At 62.4% G+C, this 16,132-nt stretch carries 12 protein-coding genes; 6 read left to right on the top strand and 6 right to left on the bottom strand.

The window, feature by feature from the left end; genetic code table 11:
- Positions 1–89: 89 nt before the first annotated feature.
- Entirely contained in the window at positions 90–2,477 is a 2,388-nt protein-coding gene (locus BWR02_RS14430; protein WP_236102262.1) for a TonB-dependent receptor, read from the top strand.
- Between the two features lie 85 nt (positions 2,478–2,562).
- On the opposite strand, the gene BWR02_RS14435 is transcribed toward BWR02_RS14430, so the two are convergent.
- The 4 genes from BWR02_RS14435 to BWR02_RS14450 all read right to left on the bottom strand — a co-directional run bounded on the left by BWR02_RS14435 (position 2,563) and on the right by BWR02_RS14450 (position 5,611).
- Positions 2,563–3,225 carry a DUF2231 domain-containing protein gene (locus BWR02_RS14435; RefSeq protein WP_139558642.1) on the bottom strand — a complete coding sequence of 221 codons (663 nt, stop codon included), beginning with the start codon at positions 3,223–3,225 and terminating at the stop codon, positions 2,563–2,565.
- A 159-nt stretch (positions 3,226–3,384) separates the two neighbouring features.
- On the bottom strand, positions 3,385–4,047 hold the full coding sequence (locus BWR02_RS14440; protein ID WP_236102275.1) for a lysophospholipid acyltransferase family protein: 663 nt from the start codon (positions 4,045–4,047) through the stop codon (positions 3,385–3,387).
- 14 nt (positions 4,048–4,061) lie between these two features.
- Entirely contained in the window at positions 4,062–5,003 is a 942-nt protein-coding gene (locus tag BWR02_RS14445; RefSeq protein WP_139558644.1) for a phosphatidate cytidylyltransferase, read from the bottom strand.
- Positions 5,003–5,611 (bottom strand): CDP-alcohol phosphatidyltransferase family protein, encoded by a 609-nt coding sequence (locus BWR02_RS14450; protein WP_139558645.1) that lies wholly within the window; start codon positions 5,609–5,611, stop codon positions 5,003–5,005. The genes BWR02_RS14445 and BWR02_RS14450 overlap by 1 nt, the downstream gene beginning before the upstream one ends.
- Before the next feature lie 193 nt (positions 5,612–5,804).
- Between BWR02_RS14450 and BWR02_RS14455 the strand changes: the two genes are divergently transcribed.
- Both BWR02_RS14455 and BWR02_RS14460 read left to right on the top strand, forming a co-directional pair.
- Positions 5,805–6,710: a D-hexose-6-phosphate mutarotase gene (locus BWR02_RS14455; RefSeq protein WP_139558646.1), complete on the top strand. Its 906-nt coding sequence runs from the start codon at positions 5,805–5,807 to the stop codon at positions 6,708–6,710.
- Between the two features lie 4 nt (positions 6,711–6,714).
- Positions 6,715–9,087, top strand: coding sequence for a fatty acid cis/trans isomerase (locus tag BWR02_RS14460; RefSeq protein WP_236102264.1), 2,373 nt, complete (start codon positions 6,715–6,717; stop codon positions 9,085–9,087).
- Positions 9,088–9,105: 18 nt separating this feature from the next.
- Here BWR02_RS14460 and parE read toward each other — a convergent pair whose 3' ends face one another.
- On the bottom strand, positions 9,106–10,992 hold the full coding sequence (parE, locus tag BWR02_RS14465) for a DNA topoisomerase IV subunit B (RefSeq protein WP_139558647.1): 1,887 nt from the start codon (positions 10,990–10,992) through the stop codon (positions 9,106–9,108).
- 250 nt (positions 10,993–11,242) lie between these two features.
- On the opposite strand from parE, the gene ispA reads away from it, so the two are divergent.
- The 3 genes from ispA (at position 11,243) to BWR02_RS14480 (ending at position 14,730) form a co-directional block, all read left to right on the top strand.
- On the top strand, positions 11,243–12,145 hold the full coding sequence (ispA, locus tag BWR02_RS14470) for a (2E,6E)-farnesyl diphosphate synthase (protein WP_139558648.1): 903 nt from the start codon (positions 11,243–11,245) through the stop codon (positions 12,143–12,145).
- 156 nt (positions 12,146–12,301) lie between these two features.
- A complete protein-coding gene (gene dxs, locus BWR02_RS14475) occupies positions 12,302–14,212 on the top strand; it encodes a 1-deoxy-D-xylulose-5-phosphate synthase (protein WP_139558649.1) in 1,911 nt (636 codons plus the stop codon).
- A 2-nt stretch (positions 14,213–14,214) separates the two neighbouring features.
- Entirely contained in the window at positions 14,215–14,730 is a 516-nt protein-coding gene (locus BWR02_RS14480; RefSeq protein ID WP_139558650.1) for an adenine phosphoribosyltransferase, read from the top strand.
- Positions 14,731–14,906: 176 nt separating this feature from the next.
- Here the strand turns inward: BWR02_RS14480 and hpnH are convergent, their stop codons facing one another.
- Positions 14,907–16,019 (bottom strand): adenosyl-hopene transferase HpnH, encoded by a 1,113-nt coding sequence (hpnH, locus tag BWR02_RS14485; protein WP_129884602.1) that lies wholly within the window; start codon positions 16,017–16,019, stop codon positions 14,907–14,909.
- Between the last annotated feature and the right edge of the window lie 113 nt (positions 16,020–16,132).

Below are 16,132 nucleotides of genomic sequence, written 5' to 3' on the forward strand. Positions count from 1 at the left end.
GAACAGACTCGGGAATTTTTCCCATAGGTTGCCATCCTTGTCTCCTTTACGATACGCAATGTGTCTTTTGCGCATCGACGGCAATAACAATGAAACGCTACCTGCCTCTGATACCCGGTGTTTTTCTGTCGTGCATGAGCGCGGCGGAAGCCGCCGATGAGACGACCGACACCACCGCGGCAACCCCCGCGGCCCCAGCCGCAAAAAGCAGGGCGAAGACCCCATCGGCAACGACGACGCCGAGCCAGCCGGGCCAGGTCGCGGAACTCGAAGCGGTGGAAGTCGTCGCAACCACGCCGATCGATACCGGAGGTGTGGAACGCTACAAGCTGCCAACGCCGGTCCAGGAGGCCACCGCCGAGCAGATGCGGGAAGCGCAGGCGATCAACCTGCCGGACTATCTGCGTCGTCTGACGCCAAGCGTCAACGTCAATGACGTCCAGAACAATCCGTTCCAGCCGGACGTGAACTTCCGCGGCTTCAGTTCCTCCCCTCTGCTCGGTACACCGCAGGGTTTGGCGGTATTCTTCAACGGCATCCGCTTCAACGAGCCCTTTGGTGACACCATGAACTGGGACCTGATCCCTCAGGGTGCGGTCGACCAGATGACGGTGCATTCCGGCTCCAATCCGGTCTATGGCCTGAATGCACTCGGCGGCGCCCTGGCGATCAAGACCAAAACGGGCTTCAGCGCTCCCGGGCATCATGTGGATGTCTTCGGGGGCTCCTGGGGCCGGCACAGCGAAGAAATCACCAGCGGTTGGAACGATGGCTCCTTCGGTTACTTCGTCGATCTGCGGAACTTCCAGGAAAACGGCTGGCGCCAATACTCTCCGACGCAAGTCCAACAGGCCTTCGGCAGCTTCAACTTCCATTTCGATCGCGGTGAAGTCAATTTGACCGTGGTCGGCAACGGCAACTCACTCACCGGCAATGGCGCCGTGCCCGTGCAGCTGTCACGCATCAACTATGAAGCCGTCTTCACGCACCCGGACCTGACGAATAACAACTTCTTCATGTCCGAACTGGACGGCTCCTATCAGGTCGCAGAACATGTGAAGCTGACTGGTAACGTGTACTTCCGGCAGACCTTGACGCGCAACTTCAACGGTGACGATTCTGACTACGAGGCCTGCGCGGACGCGACGTTCGCGGGCCTTGTCTGCGAAGACGGCGGGGACGGTGCCCCGGTCGTAGACCAGAACGGTCGCTTTGTCGAGGAAAGCGAAGCCGTCGAGGGCGCGGTCAACAACATCGCCCAGACCAATCAGCGCAGCTACGGCGGCAGTGCCCAGGCCGCGCTGGATTACGATCTGTTCGGCCTGCCAAACCGCTTCGTGACCGGCGGGAGCGCCAACGAAGGTACCGTCAGTTTCAACTTCAATTCCGAGCTGGCGCGGATGTTACCGAATCGCGGCACGCTCGGGAGCGGGCTCTTCGTCGAGGAAGCCCGCGTCTGGCTCAATACCAATAACCAGCTCTACAACTGGTACTTCACCGACACCCTATCGGTCACCGAACAGCTGGCTCTCACGATTGCCGGCGGTTACAACCTGACCCGTATCCAGCTCCACGACCAGCTCGGTACCGATCTGGATGGTCGGCACAGTTTTGACCGCTTCAACCCGTCGGCGGGCCTCACCTACGCCTTCCTGCCGGAAGTTACCTGGTTCGGGAATTACGCGGAGTCGAATCGGGCCCCGACCGCGGTCGAGCTGAGCTGCGCCAACCCCGACGAACCCTGCCGTCTCCCGAACGCCTTCGTGTCCGATCCTCCGCTGAAGCAAGTTGTCGCCAAGACGTGGGAGACCGGCTTTCGCGGTGAGTTCCGCGAGTTGTGGGGGGGACGCGTGAACTGGAATGCCGGCTTCTTCCACACCCAGAACTCGAACGACATCCTGTTCATCACGAGCGGCAACCTGCGCGGCGAGGGCTACTTCGACAATGTCGGGCAAACGCTCCGCCAAGGCATGGAACTCGGCCTCACCGGCGATTATGAACAGGTCCGCTTCATGCTGAACTACACCCTGCTCGACGCGACTTTCCAGAACGGCTTCCTGTCGGCCAGCCCGAACAACCCCAAAGCCATCGACGGTTTTGTGCCGGTGCAGGCGGGCGACTACATCCCGGGGCTACCGCGCGACATCCTGAAGGGCTCGGTCGACTGGGCCATCATTCCGAGCTTGACCGTCGGTCTCGATATGTTCTTCAACAGCGGCCAAAATTACCGGGGCGACGAGGGCAACCTGAACTCCAAGACCTCACCGTACGCGGTCTTCAACCTGCGTGGTGAATACCGGTACAACGAACATTTCTCGGTCTATGCCCGGCTCGAGAACCTGTTCGACCGTCATTACAACAGTTTCGGGACCTACGGGAATGCATCGGAAGTGCTGGGGCCGCAGTTTGGGGATCCACGCTTCGTCGGGGCCGGAGCACCGTTCGGCGGCTGGGTCGGCGTGCGCTTGTCGATGTAAGGATCGCATCCGGAATCGAAGTCAGGGAGCCCGGCATATCCGGCAGCGCGCGGTCACACCAGGCGACCCGCACCGGGACGGTTCGTTAGCGCCGGGTCACGGGTTCCTCAACCGCGGAGTGCAGGTGCTGATCGGACTCCTCCTGACTCTGCAGGCTGGCGACACCCACGCCGTAGCGGTAAACCATCAACCCACCGAGATCCGTACCGAAAACCATCAATCCCATCATGGCGGTTGCAAGGAATAGATTGAGGCCCACCGCCATGGTCGACACAGCCATGCCGCCCAGGCTGCGCCACAACGCGAGCACGACCGCCAGCACCGACACGGTCACCATCAGACGCTGGTGCCATTCCATGATTTCATGTACCTGCCCGCCATGGGGAACCTCGGCGGCGGCCAGAAAGCCGGCGGTCGCGGCAACCACTGCGCCGGCCGCCCCGAGATACAACATCCACGCAGCGACTTGACGCAAGACAGGGCGACGCAGGCCCAGGCCCGCAAGCTCGAGGAGAAAAAAAGTCGCCAGCAGTGCGATAGGGAAGTGCACGATCAGCGGATGCAGATTGCTGCCAAGGCCCTGGATTCCCGGTAACAGCACCCACTCGCTGCTCGAATCGAGCAGCTCGGTAATCGCGGCCAGGAAGGTTTCGACCAAACCCACCAACCCGCCACCTTCATCTCCGCCGGCGCCGTGCAATTGCGGTAGGCCGAAAGATCCGTGGAGTAAGTGCCAATACTGATTCATGTGCGGTCCATATTGTTTGCGTGTCGTGGAATGAGCCCAGAGGCTCACCTGCTGTCTGCTGCACCGATCCGGGTGGCCGATTCAAAGTTCCCATTTGTTTGACCGTTCCTCGCGCCTAAGTTTCGTCGCTAGGCACACGCCCGTGGGGATACGACGGGTTCACGTCGGCGGCATGGCTGTCACCCTGAGAGGCCGCCGGTCTCCTGCCTCCTGCGCCAACGCCTCATAAGCGGCTTGCAATGAGGCCATGTAGGTCCGGCGATTCCCGTCGCAGCGCAGGGCTTCGCCCACGAAGACGTCGCAGAAAAAGGGCACCAGCAGCCCCTCACCTTTGGGCAGCGCCTTCCCCAGTCCCTTCATGTAAACGGGGATCGTCTGTGCCTCGGGACACCGCGCCGCCAGGTGGGCGATACCGCTCTTGAAAGCGCCGAGTTCCTCGGGCTCGCCGCGAGTCCCTTCGGGATACAGGATCAGGATGTCCCCCTGGGTCAGGGCGGAACTGCATGCCGCAAGAGGATCCATTCCGCGGACGGGCCGGCGTTCCAAGGGGAGGATGCCGACGATATTGATGGCGAACCAGCTCAGCAGACCCTTGCCCAGAAAGTAATCGGCCGCGGCGACCGGCCGAACTCGCGGCAGCAATCCCAAGGGCAACAGTGTCATCAGGACCAGCGTGTCGAGGTGGCTGTTGTGGTTGCCGACGATGATGGCGGGACCGCTGGTCGGCAAGCGCTCGCGATGCCGGACATTGAGTCCGAGCACCACCAACACGATCAGGCGGGCAACAACGGCGAAGAACAACCACCGGAGCGCTCGAATCACGGTACGCAACGCAATCAGAAACTCAGGTAGCGGAGGTAATGGAAGAGCAGCGGCGCGGTGTAGGTCAGGGAATCGATGCGGTCGAGAATGCCGCCATGCCCCGGGATCAATGCGCCGCTGTCCTTGACACCGATGTCGCGCTTGACCGCCGAGATCACCACATCGCCGACGAAGCCACCAGTCCCGACCAGTGCTCCCGCGACACCGGCGTGCAGCGGATCCAGAGGCGTCAAATAGGGCGCCAGCATGACCGCCAGGACCGTAACCGTCACCACGCCGCCAAGGAAACCGGCCCAGGTCTTGTTCGGACTGACCTTCGGCAGGATCTTGCGCCGTCCCAGGCTTTTGCCCCACAGATACTGTGCGATATCGTTGGATTCCGTCAGCAGTACGAGGTACAGCACCAGACCGGCACCGCCAGCCACCGGGTTGCGCGCCTCGGGCAACACCAGCAGGAAGGCCACATGGCTGATACTGAATACCGTGGTCATCAGGCCCCAGTGCAGCGTACCCGCCGCCCGCAGAAACTCGGTCGTCTCCCCGACCAGGACCATGCGCAACGGAAGAAACAGAAAGACATAAACCGGCAGGAAGATGATGAACATGCCATACCACTCCATGCCGACCCAGACATATTGCGCGGGGATCGTCAGATAGGCCCAGAACAACACGCGGCGGTCACTGCGACGGGTCGGAATCAGGCTGAGATATTCCTTCAGCGCAAGAAAGCTGACGAATGCAAAGAAGATAAGCGTCAGGTTGCGATGCAGTGTCAGCGCGGCAGCAAACACGGCCACCATGAGCCACCAGGAGCGAACGCGGAGCCGCAGTTCGCGATGGCCATCGCGGCCAGCGCCGCGAGCCAACAGCGCGGAAATCGCCGAGGCACACAACAGGGCGGCACAGATCGCCGCAAACACCCACAACACGTTCGGGCTGACGGCCAGAGCGTCCATCACGCACCGCCGTCCTGCAGCGCACCCCGCGCGCGGTTGATGACCGTAAGGGCGGACAGCACGGCCAAAAGCACGAACCCGGCGCTCAGCCAGGCACCGGGCGAGACGCCCAACGCCATGACCAAGGCCGCCAGACCTACCGCGAACGCCCGGTCGCTCTTGCCCATCGGGCCCTCGTAGCGACGGGCACTCCCGATCGCGAGCGCGATCACACCCGAAAATTCGGCAAGCAGCGCAAAGACGACGAACAGCACGACGGCCGCCCCATTGACTCCCGGCAGTGTCGCAAAGGGCAGATACAGCGCGACATCCGAAAGCACGTCCCCAAGCTCGTTCAGCAACGCACCGAGGCGGGATTGCTGACCGTGTTCCCGCGCCAGCATGCCGTCAATCGCGTTCAAGGCCATCCGGACGAACAGCGCCAACGGCACGAGCAGCATGACCCACCTCACCGCCCCATGCCGGAGCACCAATCCTCCCATCAGGAACGAGAGTGCCATCGCGAGACTCGTGATCTGATTCGCGTTGCCGCCACTGCGCGCCAGAAGGGCCACTGCGGGGCGCAACAAGGTCTGGAAGCGGGGTTTGAGTTCGTAGATCGATGGCATGAACATCCCCTTCGACGGAAGAGGTGCGAAGCTTAGCGTGCCGCCAAGGGACTGTCACCCGCACCGCGCGCCAGCGTCCATAATTGGCGCCGTGCTTCCCGCCGCAGCGTCCAGACAGTACCCTAGTATCCATTCTCAAGGACGTCGGTGCGCGCTGAGCACAGATGGCCCCGGATTTTGACGAGTGCGCCCCATGCCCGATATCGCCGCCTTGAACGCCCATTTCGGCATTCCCGATGCCATCCACTTCACCTCGGGACCGAATGAGACCGCTATCATCGAGATCCGGCACCCACACGCCACGGGGCGGGTGGCCTTGCGGGGTGCCCAGATCCTCGAATGGGTTCCGCAAGGCGAAGAACCGGTGTTGTGGTTGTCGCCGTGCGCGCAGTATGCGTCAGGAAAAGCCATTCGCGGCGGGATTCCTATCTGCTGGCCCTGGTTCGGGGCCCATCCCGAGGAGCCGACCTTTCCGGCTCACGGGTTCGCCCGAACTCACCTCTGGATCGTCGAGCACACCGACACGGATAACTGCGGTGTGTCGGTCCGACTGCGTCTGCTGCACGACGAAACCACCGAAGCACTCTGGCCCCACGCCTGCTCGCTGACACTCAGCCTCCGGATCGGTAGCCGCCTTGAGCTCGCCCTGTCGACCCGCAATATGGGTGCCGAGGCCATCACTATCAGTGAGGCGCTGCATGCCTATTTCCGGGTTACGGACATCGCCACGGCGCGCGTGCAGGGACTTGAGGGTGCCGTCTACGTCGACAAGACCGATCAGGAGCGCTCCAAGCGACAAGCCGGTGCGATCGTCTTTGAAGCTGAGACTGATCGCATCTACACCGGAGTGAACGGGGAATGCCGTATCGATGATCCTGGATACGGACGCCGGATCCGTATCGAGAAGAGCGGCAGCGGGTCGACGATCGTCTGGAACCCGGGCAAGGACAAGACGGCTTCGCTGAGCGACATGCCCGCGGACGGCTATCGCCAGATGGTCTGCGTCGAGAGCGGCAACGCGGATCGCGATGCGGTGCGGCTCCTTCCCGGCGACACGCATACATTGAGCGTGGCATACACCGTTGAACGGATCGCGTAACGCGATGCGCAAGCCAATCATGCCAGGGTTTCGGCGTGCGCTGATGCTACTCCTGCTGCTGGGCATCGCCGGCTGCGCCTGGCAGAACCGGCTGGCGCTGGACCGCGCCTTCGGTGTCGAGCGACCCCGTATGCACCCGGTCGCTGCCGCTGGCAGTGCCATCGACTTCCGGCGCGACGTCAAGCCCATCCTCGACAGTCGCTGCGCGGTCTGCCACGGCTGTTACGACGCACCTTGCCAGCTCAATCTGACGGCCTACGAGGGCATCGATCGGGGTGCCAACAAGGCCAAGGTCTACGACGGCTCGCGGCTGATCGCCGCGCGCTTGACGCGTCTGTTCGAGGATGCGCGAACCACGCCGGAATGGCGCGAGCGCTCGTTCTATCCAGTGTTGAACGAGCGCGAGCAGACCCCCCAGGCGAACCTTGCCGGCGGCGTGATGGCCCGGATACTTCAGCTCAAGCACGACCGCCCCCTGCCACGGGTCGACCGACTGCCAGACAACTTCGATTTCTCGCTCGACCGGAAGCAGCAATGCCCCCGTATCGAAGAGTTCGATTCGTTTGCCGAGTCCTATCCCGATTGGGGCATGCCTTACGGCCTGCCCGGGCTCAATGCGCGGGAACACCGAACCGTGCTGCGCTGGCTGGAACTCGGCGCACCGGATTCGGCGCCGGATGCGATCCCGACGGTGTATCGCGATGCTATCGCCGAATGGGAGCAGTTTCTGAACGGTTCTTCGCTGAAGGAACAGTTGATGAGCCGTTACGTCTACGAACATCTGTTCCTCGGGCACTTGCATTTTTCCGAGCACCCGGGTGGACCCTTCTTCCGTATCGTTCGCTCGCGGACACCACCGGGACAGAAAGCAGATCCGATCTTCACGCGCCGCCCTTACGACGACCCGGGAGTCCCGCGCGTCTACTATCGCATCGAGCCTGCACCCGGCACGATGCTCGCCAAGACGCACATGCCCTATGCCTTGAACGCGGCCCGCATGGCGCTGTGGCGTGCGCTTTTCCTGGAGGCGCCCTACTCTGTCGTCGCGTTGCCGTCCTATCGTCCAGAGGTCGCATCGAACCCCTTCGTCGCATACCAGGCGATTCCGGTCCGCAGCCGTTACCGCTTCATGCTGGACGAAGCCCAGTTCATCGTCATGGGCTTCATCAAGGGGCCGGTGTGTCGCGGGCAGGTCGCACTGAACGTGATCGACGACCGTTTCTGGGCTGTGTTTCTTGATCCGGACTCTGAAGTGATGGCGCGCAGCGGCGACTTCCTCGCCCAGCAAAGCGGCAATCTCAGGCTGCCGGCCGAGGAGGAAAGCAACCCGTTGCTATTGACGACCTGGCTGCGGTATTCGTCAGCACAGAACCGTCAACTGCAGGCCAAGCAGCGCAAGCTGGAAGAATCCCTGCCCCGACGCGAGAGCATCACACTGAAGAAGATCTGGAACGGCGACGGTACCAACCCCAACGCCGCGCTGACGATCTTCCGGCACTTCGACAGCGCGTCGGTGGTGCAGGGTCTGGTCGGGGAGCCACCGAAGACCGCCTGGGTCGTGACCTACTCGCTGCTGGAGCGCATCCACTATCTGCTGGTTGCCGGCTTCGATGTGTACGGCAACGTCGGTCACCAGTTATTCTCGCGCCTCTACATGGACTTCCTGCGCATGGAAGGTGAGTTCAACTTCCTGATCCTGCTCCCCAAAGAAATCCGGACACAGATTCGCGACTTCTGGTATCGGGATGCGAGCCAGGAGGTCAAGGACTACCTGTTGGGCCAGCGGATCGATTTTCGGCAACAGACCGGCATCCCCTACGCGACGCGGGATCCGAAGACCGAACTCTTCGGAATGCTGCGCGCACGACTGGCACCCGTGCTCGATCGCAGCCACGATCTGGATCGCGTCGAGGATCCGCGGGTCCGGGAACCGCTGCGACGTCTGACCCAGGCACGGGGCCCCGCCCTGTCGCTGATGCCCGAGACCTCCTTCGTGGAGATCGTGGAACGCAGTTCCGGCAGCACACGCACCGTCGGAGTCTACACGCTGCTCGAAGATGCGGCGCGGGCGAACATCTCGCATCTGTTCAAGGAACGGAGACTTCCGGCCGAAGACCGGATGACGGTCGCGCCGGGCTTCATCGGCGCCTACCCGAATGCGTTTTTCAAGGTCGACGTCGGCGATTTGCCGCGTTTCGTCGATGCGATTACACGGCTGGGGAGCGAAGCCGATTTCGGGCGGCTGCTGACCGAGTTCGGCGTCAGACGCACTCATCCCGACTTCTGGGCGCACAGCGACGCGCTGCACCAGATCTCCCGTACGCAAACACCGATCGAAGCGGGTCTGTTCGACTACAACCGTTTCGAGAACCGCTGACGAGGAAGAACGGCGCGCTCAGACCTCGGCCAGGTTACCCTTTTCCTCCAGCCAAACCCGCCGGTCGGCGGAACGCTTCTTGGCCAGCAGCAGATCCAGCCGCTGATCGGTGGCCTGGCGGTCCTCGAGCGTCATCTGCACCAGACGCCGCGTATCGGGATTCAGCGTCGTCTCGCGCAGCTGGGAGGGATTCATCTCACCTAGCCCCTTGAACCGCTGCACGTTGACCTTGCCCTTGATCTTTTCGGCCTCGATGCGATCGAGGACCCCCTGCTTCTCACCCTCGTCCAGCGCATAGTAGACCTGCTTGCCGATATCGATGCGGTACAAGGGGGGCATCGCAACAAAGACGTGCCCCGCCTCGACGAGGGCGCGGAAATGCCGCACGAACAATGCACAGAGCAAGGTGGCGATATGGTTGCCGTCGGAATCCGCATCGGCCAGGATGCAGACCTTCCCGTAGCGCAAGCCGGCGAGTTCGCTGGAATTCGGGTCGACGCCCAGCGCGACGCTGATGTCATGCACCTCCTGCGAGGCCAGGATCTCTTCCGATCCCACTTCCCAAGTGTTCAGGATTTTGCCGCGCAGTGGCATGATCGCTTGGAAATCCTTGTCGCGCGCCTGCTTCGCGGAGCCGCCTGCGGAGTCGCCCTCCACCAGAAACAGTTCGGTCCGCGCGCCGTCCTGGGCCGCGCAATCGGCCAACTTGCCGGGCAGAGCCGGACCGCTGCTGATCTTCTTGCGCGTCACCTGCCGGCTCGCGCGCAGCCGCCGCTGCGCGCTTTCCACGGCCAGCGTGGCAATCTGCTCGCCGACCGCCGGATGTTCGTTCAGCCAGAGAGTGAAGGAATCCTTGACGACCCCCGATACGAAAGCCGCGCATTCGCGTGAACTGAGCCGTTCCTTCGTCTGTCCGGAGAACTGCGGCTCTTCGAGCTTGACCGACAGGACGTAGTGCACGCACTCCCAGACGTCCTCCGGTGCGAGCCGAAGCCCTCGCGGCAGCAGGTTGCGGTATTCGCAAAACTCGCGCAGCGCTTCGGTGAGCCCCGTCCTGAGACCATTGACATGGGTCCCCCCTTGCGGCGTCGGCACCAGGTTCACGTAACTCTCGGCCACCTGCACGGCCGCATCACGCGACCACAGCAAGGCCCAGTCGGCGGCCTCCCGACGCCCTTCCATCGAGCCGCGAAAGGCCTCCTCGGGTACGCACTCGGCCGCGTCGATCTGATCGTGCAGGTATTGCGTCAAGCCATTCTCGTAACACCAGGTTTCATCGGTCGCCTTTTCGTCATCGATCAGGCGGATCGCCAGGCCGGGACAGAGGACCGCCTTGGCCCGCAGCAGATGGATGAGCCGCGCCCTGGACACCCGGGCGGAGTCGAAATAGCTGGGGTCCGGCCAGAAGCGGATGATCGTGCCACTTTCCCTTTTTCCGGCCGTGCCGATTTCCTGCAGTTCGCTGAGCTTGTCGCCACTCGCGTAGCGCATACCGTAAACCTTGCCGCCGCGGCGGATCTCCACCTCGAGTTGCCGCGATAAGGCGTTGACGACCGAAACGCCCACGCCGTGGAGGCCGCCGGAGAAGCGGTAGGTCTTGTGTGAGAATTTCCCCCCGGCATGCAGGCGCGTCAGGATGACTTCGACCCCCGAGACGCCCAGTTCCGGGTGTGTATCCACCGGCATGCCGCGGCCGTCGTCGCGTACCTCGATGCCCCCGTCGTCGAACAGACGAACCTCGATACGCGTCGCGAACCCGGCCAGCGCCTCGTCGACGCTGTTGTCGACGACCTCCTGCACGAGATGGTTCGGGCGCGTCGTGTCGGTGTACATGCCCGGTCGTCGCCGCACCGGGTCGAGACCGCTAAGGACTTCTATCGCTGATGCATCGTAGGCCTGGCTCATCGCGGCTAAGGGGACTCCGGGGCTATGGGGCTATGGGCTCGGGGAAGGGAAGAGGATTTCAATCCGTCATTTTAATCAAGTTGCAAACTCTGCGATAATCTGTTGGAAAAAAGACGAACCGAATGGCCACCAGCGTCAACGCGCCCCGGCCGGACGGCGCGAGCACCCGTTCGGCTTGCGCGACGACTGATGGCACCGGCCGGCTGGTTAGCACCCGATCTCTTGTAACTCCCTCTTATCGCCCTATCCGATGACTGCCGAATCGAACCTCAACGCGTTCATGCTCCTATGCCAGGAACGGGCGGAAGCCGCTCTGGACGCACGCCTGCCGCCGGTCTCGAAGCCCCCGGAGCGCCTGCATCAGGCCATGCGCTACTCCGTCCTCGGGGGCGGCAAGCGGCTGCGCCCCCTGCTGACCTATGCCACCGGCCGAGCCCTGGAACTTCCTTTCGAGGTGCTGGATGCGCCGGCCTGCGCGGTCGAACTCATCCATGTCTATTCGCTGATCCACGACGATCTGCCCGCGATGGACGATGACGATCTGCGGCGCGGGAAACCCACTTGCCACAAAGCCTACGACGAGGCGACCGCGATCCTGGCCGGCGACGGCCTGCAGACGCTGGCGTTTCAGGTTCTCGCCGACGATCCGACACTGAAGGTTCCGGCGGCCGCGCGCCTTTCCATGATCGAGGCACTGGCACTGGCCAGCGGCTCCTTCGGCATGGTCGGGGGACAGGCCATCGATCTCGATGCCGTCGGCAAGACGCTGGACATCGTTGAACTCGAGAACATGCACATCCGGAAGACCGGAGCGCTGATCCGGGCCAGCGTCAAACTGGCGTGCCTCGCTCACCCGGATCTGCCGGACGAAACCAGCGACCGGCTGGACCACTATGCCAAGTCGATCGGCCTCGCCTTTCAGATACAGGACGATATCCTGGACGAGGAGAGTGACACCCAGACGCTGGGCAAGACGCAGGGCAAGGACCGCGACCACAACAAGCCGAACTATCCGGCGCTGCTGGGCCTTTCGGGCGCGCGGCAGAAGGCTCGCGAGCTCTACGAGGAAGCGGTGGACAGCCTGTCACCTCTGGGTGAGCGCGGAAGCGTGTTGCGAGCCCTGGCGCAGTTCGTTATCGAACGCCGAAACTGATGCCAATGCCGGCGGGTATCACCCGGACAGGGCGGGGCTCCGCGCCTTGAAAGGGACCATCCGTCGTAACATAATGCGGGCCAGAGACGCCCGCCCTGAGTGCCTGCCGGATCCATCCGAACGGCGCACCTCAGTCAACACTGGAACACAGCACCCATGACCGACTCTCACGCCTATCCACTGCTGCAGAGCATCGACAGCCCTCTGGATCTGCGCCGCCTGAGTGAAGATCAGCTTCCCCAACTGACCGAGGAGTTGCGCGCGTTTCTGCTCGAGACGGTGAGTCAGTCAGGCGGACATTTCGCGGCGGGACTGGGCACGATCGAACTGACCGTCGCCTTGCATTACGTCTTCGACACCCCGCAGGACAAGGTCGTCTGGGATGTCGGACATCAGGCCTATCCGCACAAGATTCTGACCGGTCGTCGCGACCGCATTTCGACGATCCGCCGCAAGGATGGGTTGTCTGCCTTCCCCAATCGCGATGAATGCGAGTTCGACTGTTTCGGGGTCGGTCACTCCAGCACCTCGATCAGCGCTGCGCTCGGCATGGCGATTGCTGCCGGCCTGGACCACCGCAACAACCATGCGGTGGCGATCATCGGCGATGGGGGGCTGACCGGCGGCATGGCATTCGAGGCCCTGAACCATGCGGGCGTGCTGGACGCGAACCTGTTGGTGATACTCAACGACAACGAGATGTCGATCTCGCCGAATGTCGGCGCGCTGAACAACTATCTCGCGAAACTGTTGTCGGGCAAGTTATACACGACGGTCCGCGAAGGCAGCCGCCAGTTGCTGCGACGGCACATGCCGAGCGTGTGGGAACTGGCCCGGCGGGCCGAGGAGCACATGAAGGGCATGGTAATCCCCGGGACGCTGTTCGAGGAACTCGGGTTCAACTACATCGGCCCTATCGACGGCCACGATATCGACACGCTCGTCACGACCCTGCGCAATCTTCGTGAACTGCCAGGGCCCCGTTTCCTGCACGTCGTGACGCAAAAAGGCAAGGGCTATGCGCCCGCCGAAGCCGACCCCGTAGCCTATCACGCCGTCGGAAAATTCGATCCGACGCAGGACCATCTGCCCAAGTCCAAACCCGGATCGCCCACCTACACCGAGATCTTCGGACAGTGGCTTTGCGACATGGCCGAACAGGATCCTCGACTGCTCGGCATCACGCCCGCAATGCGCGAAGGTTCCGGCCTCGTGGAATTCTCCAAGCGCTTCCCTGACCGGTACTTCGACGTCGGTATCGCCGAGCAGCATGCCGTTACACTCGCCGGTGGGCAGGCCTGCGAGGGCTACAAGCCCGTTGTGGCAATCTACTCAACGTTCCTGCAACGCGCCTACGACCAGTTGATTCACGACGTCGCGCTACAGAATCTGCCGGTGTTGTTCGCCATCGATCGCGCCGGTTTGGTCGGACCGGACGGTCCGACCCACGCCGGCAGCTTTGACCTGAGCTATCTGCGCTGCATCCCGAACATGCTCATCATGGCACCGGCCGACGAGAATGAATGCCGGCAGATGCTCTACACGGGATTCCGGCATGATGGCCCTGCCGCCGTCCGGTATCCGCGTGGCAAGGGACCGGGCGTCGCGCCCGTCGCCGAAATGGCAGCCCTGCCGATTGGCAAGGCCGAAATCAAGCGCCACGGATCGACCCTGGCGCTGCTGGCCTTCGGAACGATGGTCGAGCCGGCTTTGCAAGCCGGGGAGGCCCTGGATGCGACGGTCGTGAATATGCGCTTCGTGAAGCCGCTCGACGAGGCGCTGATCCTCGAGATGGCCCGCACCCATGACGTACTGGTTACGGTCGAAGAAAATGCAATCGCCGGCGGTGCGGGTGCTGCCGTCAGCGAAGCCCTGAGTCGACATCATTGTCTGATTCCGGTGGTCCACCTCGGCCTCAGCGATGTCTTCCTTGAACACGCGAGCCGCGAGGAATTGCTGTCCGAAAGCGGCCTCGATGCGGCCGGCATCGAACAATCGGTCCGCCGCTATCTCGAGGCAACGGCCAAACTCAAGCCTCCCGTCTTGGCCCGATCGAAGAGCAAGTAGGCGTGCACCGCCTGCGCGAAAGAATCCGCGCGATTCCCGACTTCCCGAAGCCGGGGATCGTTTTCCGCGACATCACGCCACTGGTCAGGGATCCCGCCGCATTGCGGCTAGCGGTTCATCATTTGGTTCAGCCCTTTCGCGATCAGGACATCACTGCCGTCGGCGGCATGGAAGCGCGGGGGTTTATCTTCGGATCCCTGGCAGCGTGGGAACTGGGTGTCGGCTTCGTGCCGCTGCGCAAACCGGGAAAACTGCCCTATGACGTCGAGTCAGTCTCTTATGATCTGGAATATGGGTCGGCATCGCTGGAAGTGCATACCGACGCCGTGGGGGATCGTGACCGCGTGTTGCTGGTGGATGACCTGCTCGCAACAGGCGGGACCGCCAGAGCGAGCTGTGACCTGATCCGGCAACTCAATGCCGAGGTCGTCGGCTGCGCGTTCGTGATCGAACTCGAAGGCCTGGGCGGCCGGCAAGTGCTCGACGATTACCCGGTTCATTCACTGCTGGCTTACTGACGCCGCCATTTTTCTGGGTCCGGTATCTCGGCCATAGCCGCGCGGCCGCAGCCGCCGAGTCTCCGCGCTTTGGAAAATAGGCGTCGGAACAACAAAAGGCGGGGCAGACCGGTCGTGATGGCCTGCCCCGCCCTTGATCCCGATCAGCAGCCCCTGAAGGGTTTTTTCTTCGGGCCTCAGTCGACCGCTTGAATGCGGATTGACGGCCTTGCTGAAGCCGTCACGGGTTGGACATCGGACTCATATTCCGGAACCGCTTCAGGCGCCAGTGGTCCGGAGGTCCGCGGCCCCATCAAGGACACCCAGGCTGCCTTCCAGGGCTTGCGCATCGCATCCTCTACGGCTGTGGCCTCATAGCCACAGTGCGCCATGCAGTTCGCGCACTTCGGGTTCTTCGAGTTCCCGTACTTGTGCCACGGCGTGTCTTCGATCAACGCTTTGTAGCTCGGCGCGTACCCCTCATCGACCAGCAGGTAACAGGGCTTCTGCCAGCCGAACACATTCCGCGTCGGGTTACCCCATGGTGTGCAGTTGTACGACTGGTTGCCGGCGAGGAAGTCGAGATAGAGGCTGGAGTGATTCAGCTTCCATTTGCGTCCGCGCCCGATCTTGAAAAGGTTGCGGAACAGATTCTTGCTCTCCTGCATCTTGATGAAGATGTCCTGCTGCGGCGCGTGCTCGTAGCTGAATCCCGGAGCAATCGTCACGCCCTCGACACCCAGGCGTTTCGTGTGATCCAGAAACTCGGCGACCTCTTCCGCGCCTTCACCCTGAAACAGCGTGCAATTCACGGTCACACGAAAGCCTTTCGCCATCGCCATTTCGATCGCCTCGACCGCGCGGTCGAACACGCCTTGCTGGCAGACGGACGCATCATGCCGCTCCTTGTTTCCGTCCAGGTGTATGGAGAACGTGAGGAACGGAGATGGTTTATAATCGTTGATCCGCTTCTTGAGCAGCAGCGCGTTGGTGCACAGATAAACATATTTACCGCGCGCGATGATGCCCTCGACGATCTCGGGCAACTCCTTGTGCAGCAACGGCTCTCCGCCGGCGATGGAGACGATTGGCGCCCCGCATTCGTCCACTGCCTGCAAACACTCGTCAATGCTCAGCCGGCGATTCAGGATCTCATCCGGGTAATCGATTTTCCCGCAGCCGGCGCAGGCCAGGTTGCAGCGAAACAGAGGCTCAAGCATCAGGACCAACGGGTAGCGTTTCACGCCCTGCAGTTTCTGCTTCAGCAGATATTTCGCTACCGTAAACTGTTGCCGCAAAGGTACGCTCATGGTCGCCTCTCCTGTGGTTTTCTTACGACATCCAAGCTAATCAAGGACGGTCCGGACTTGACTGCGCACTATACCTGATCGGTCAATTCCTGACGAGTGCGCTCCGGATTAGC

Source organism: Methylotetracoccus oryzae (genome assembly GCF_006175985.1).
Lineage (GTDB): Bacteria > Pseudomonadota > Gammaproteobacteria > Methylococcales > Methylococcaceae > Methylotetracoccus > Methylotetracoccus oryzae.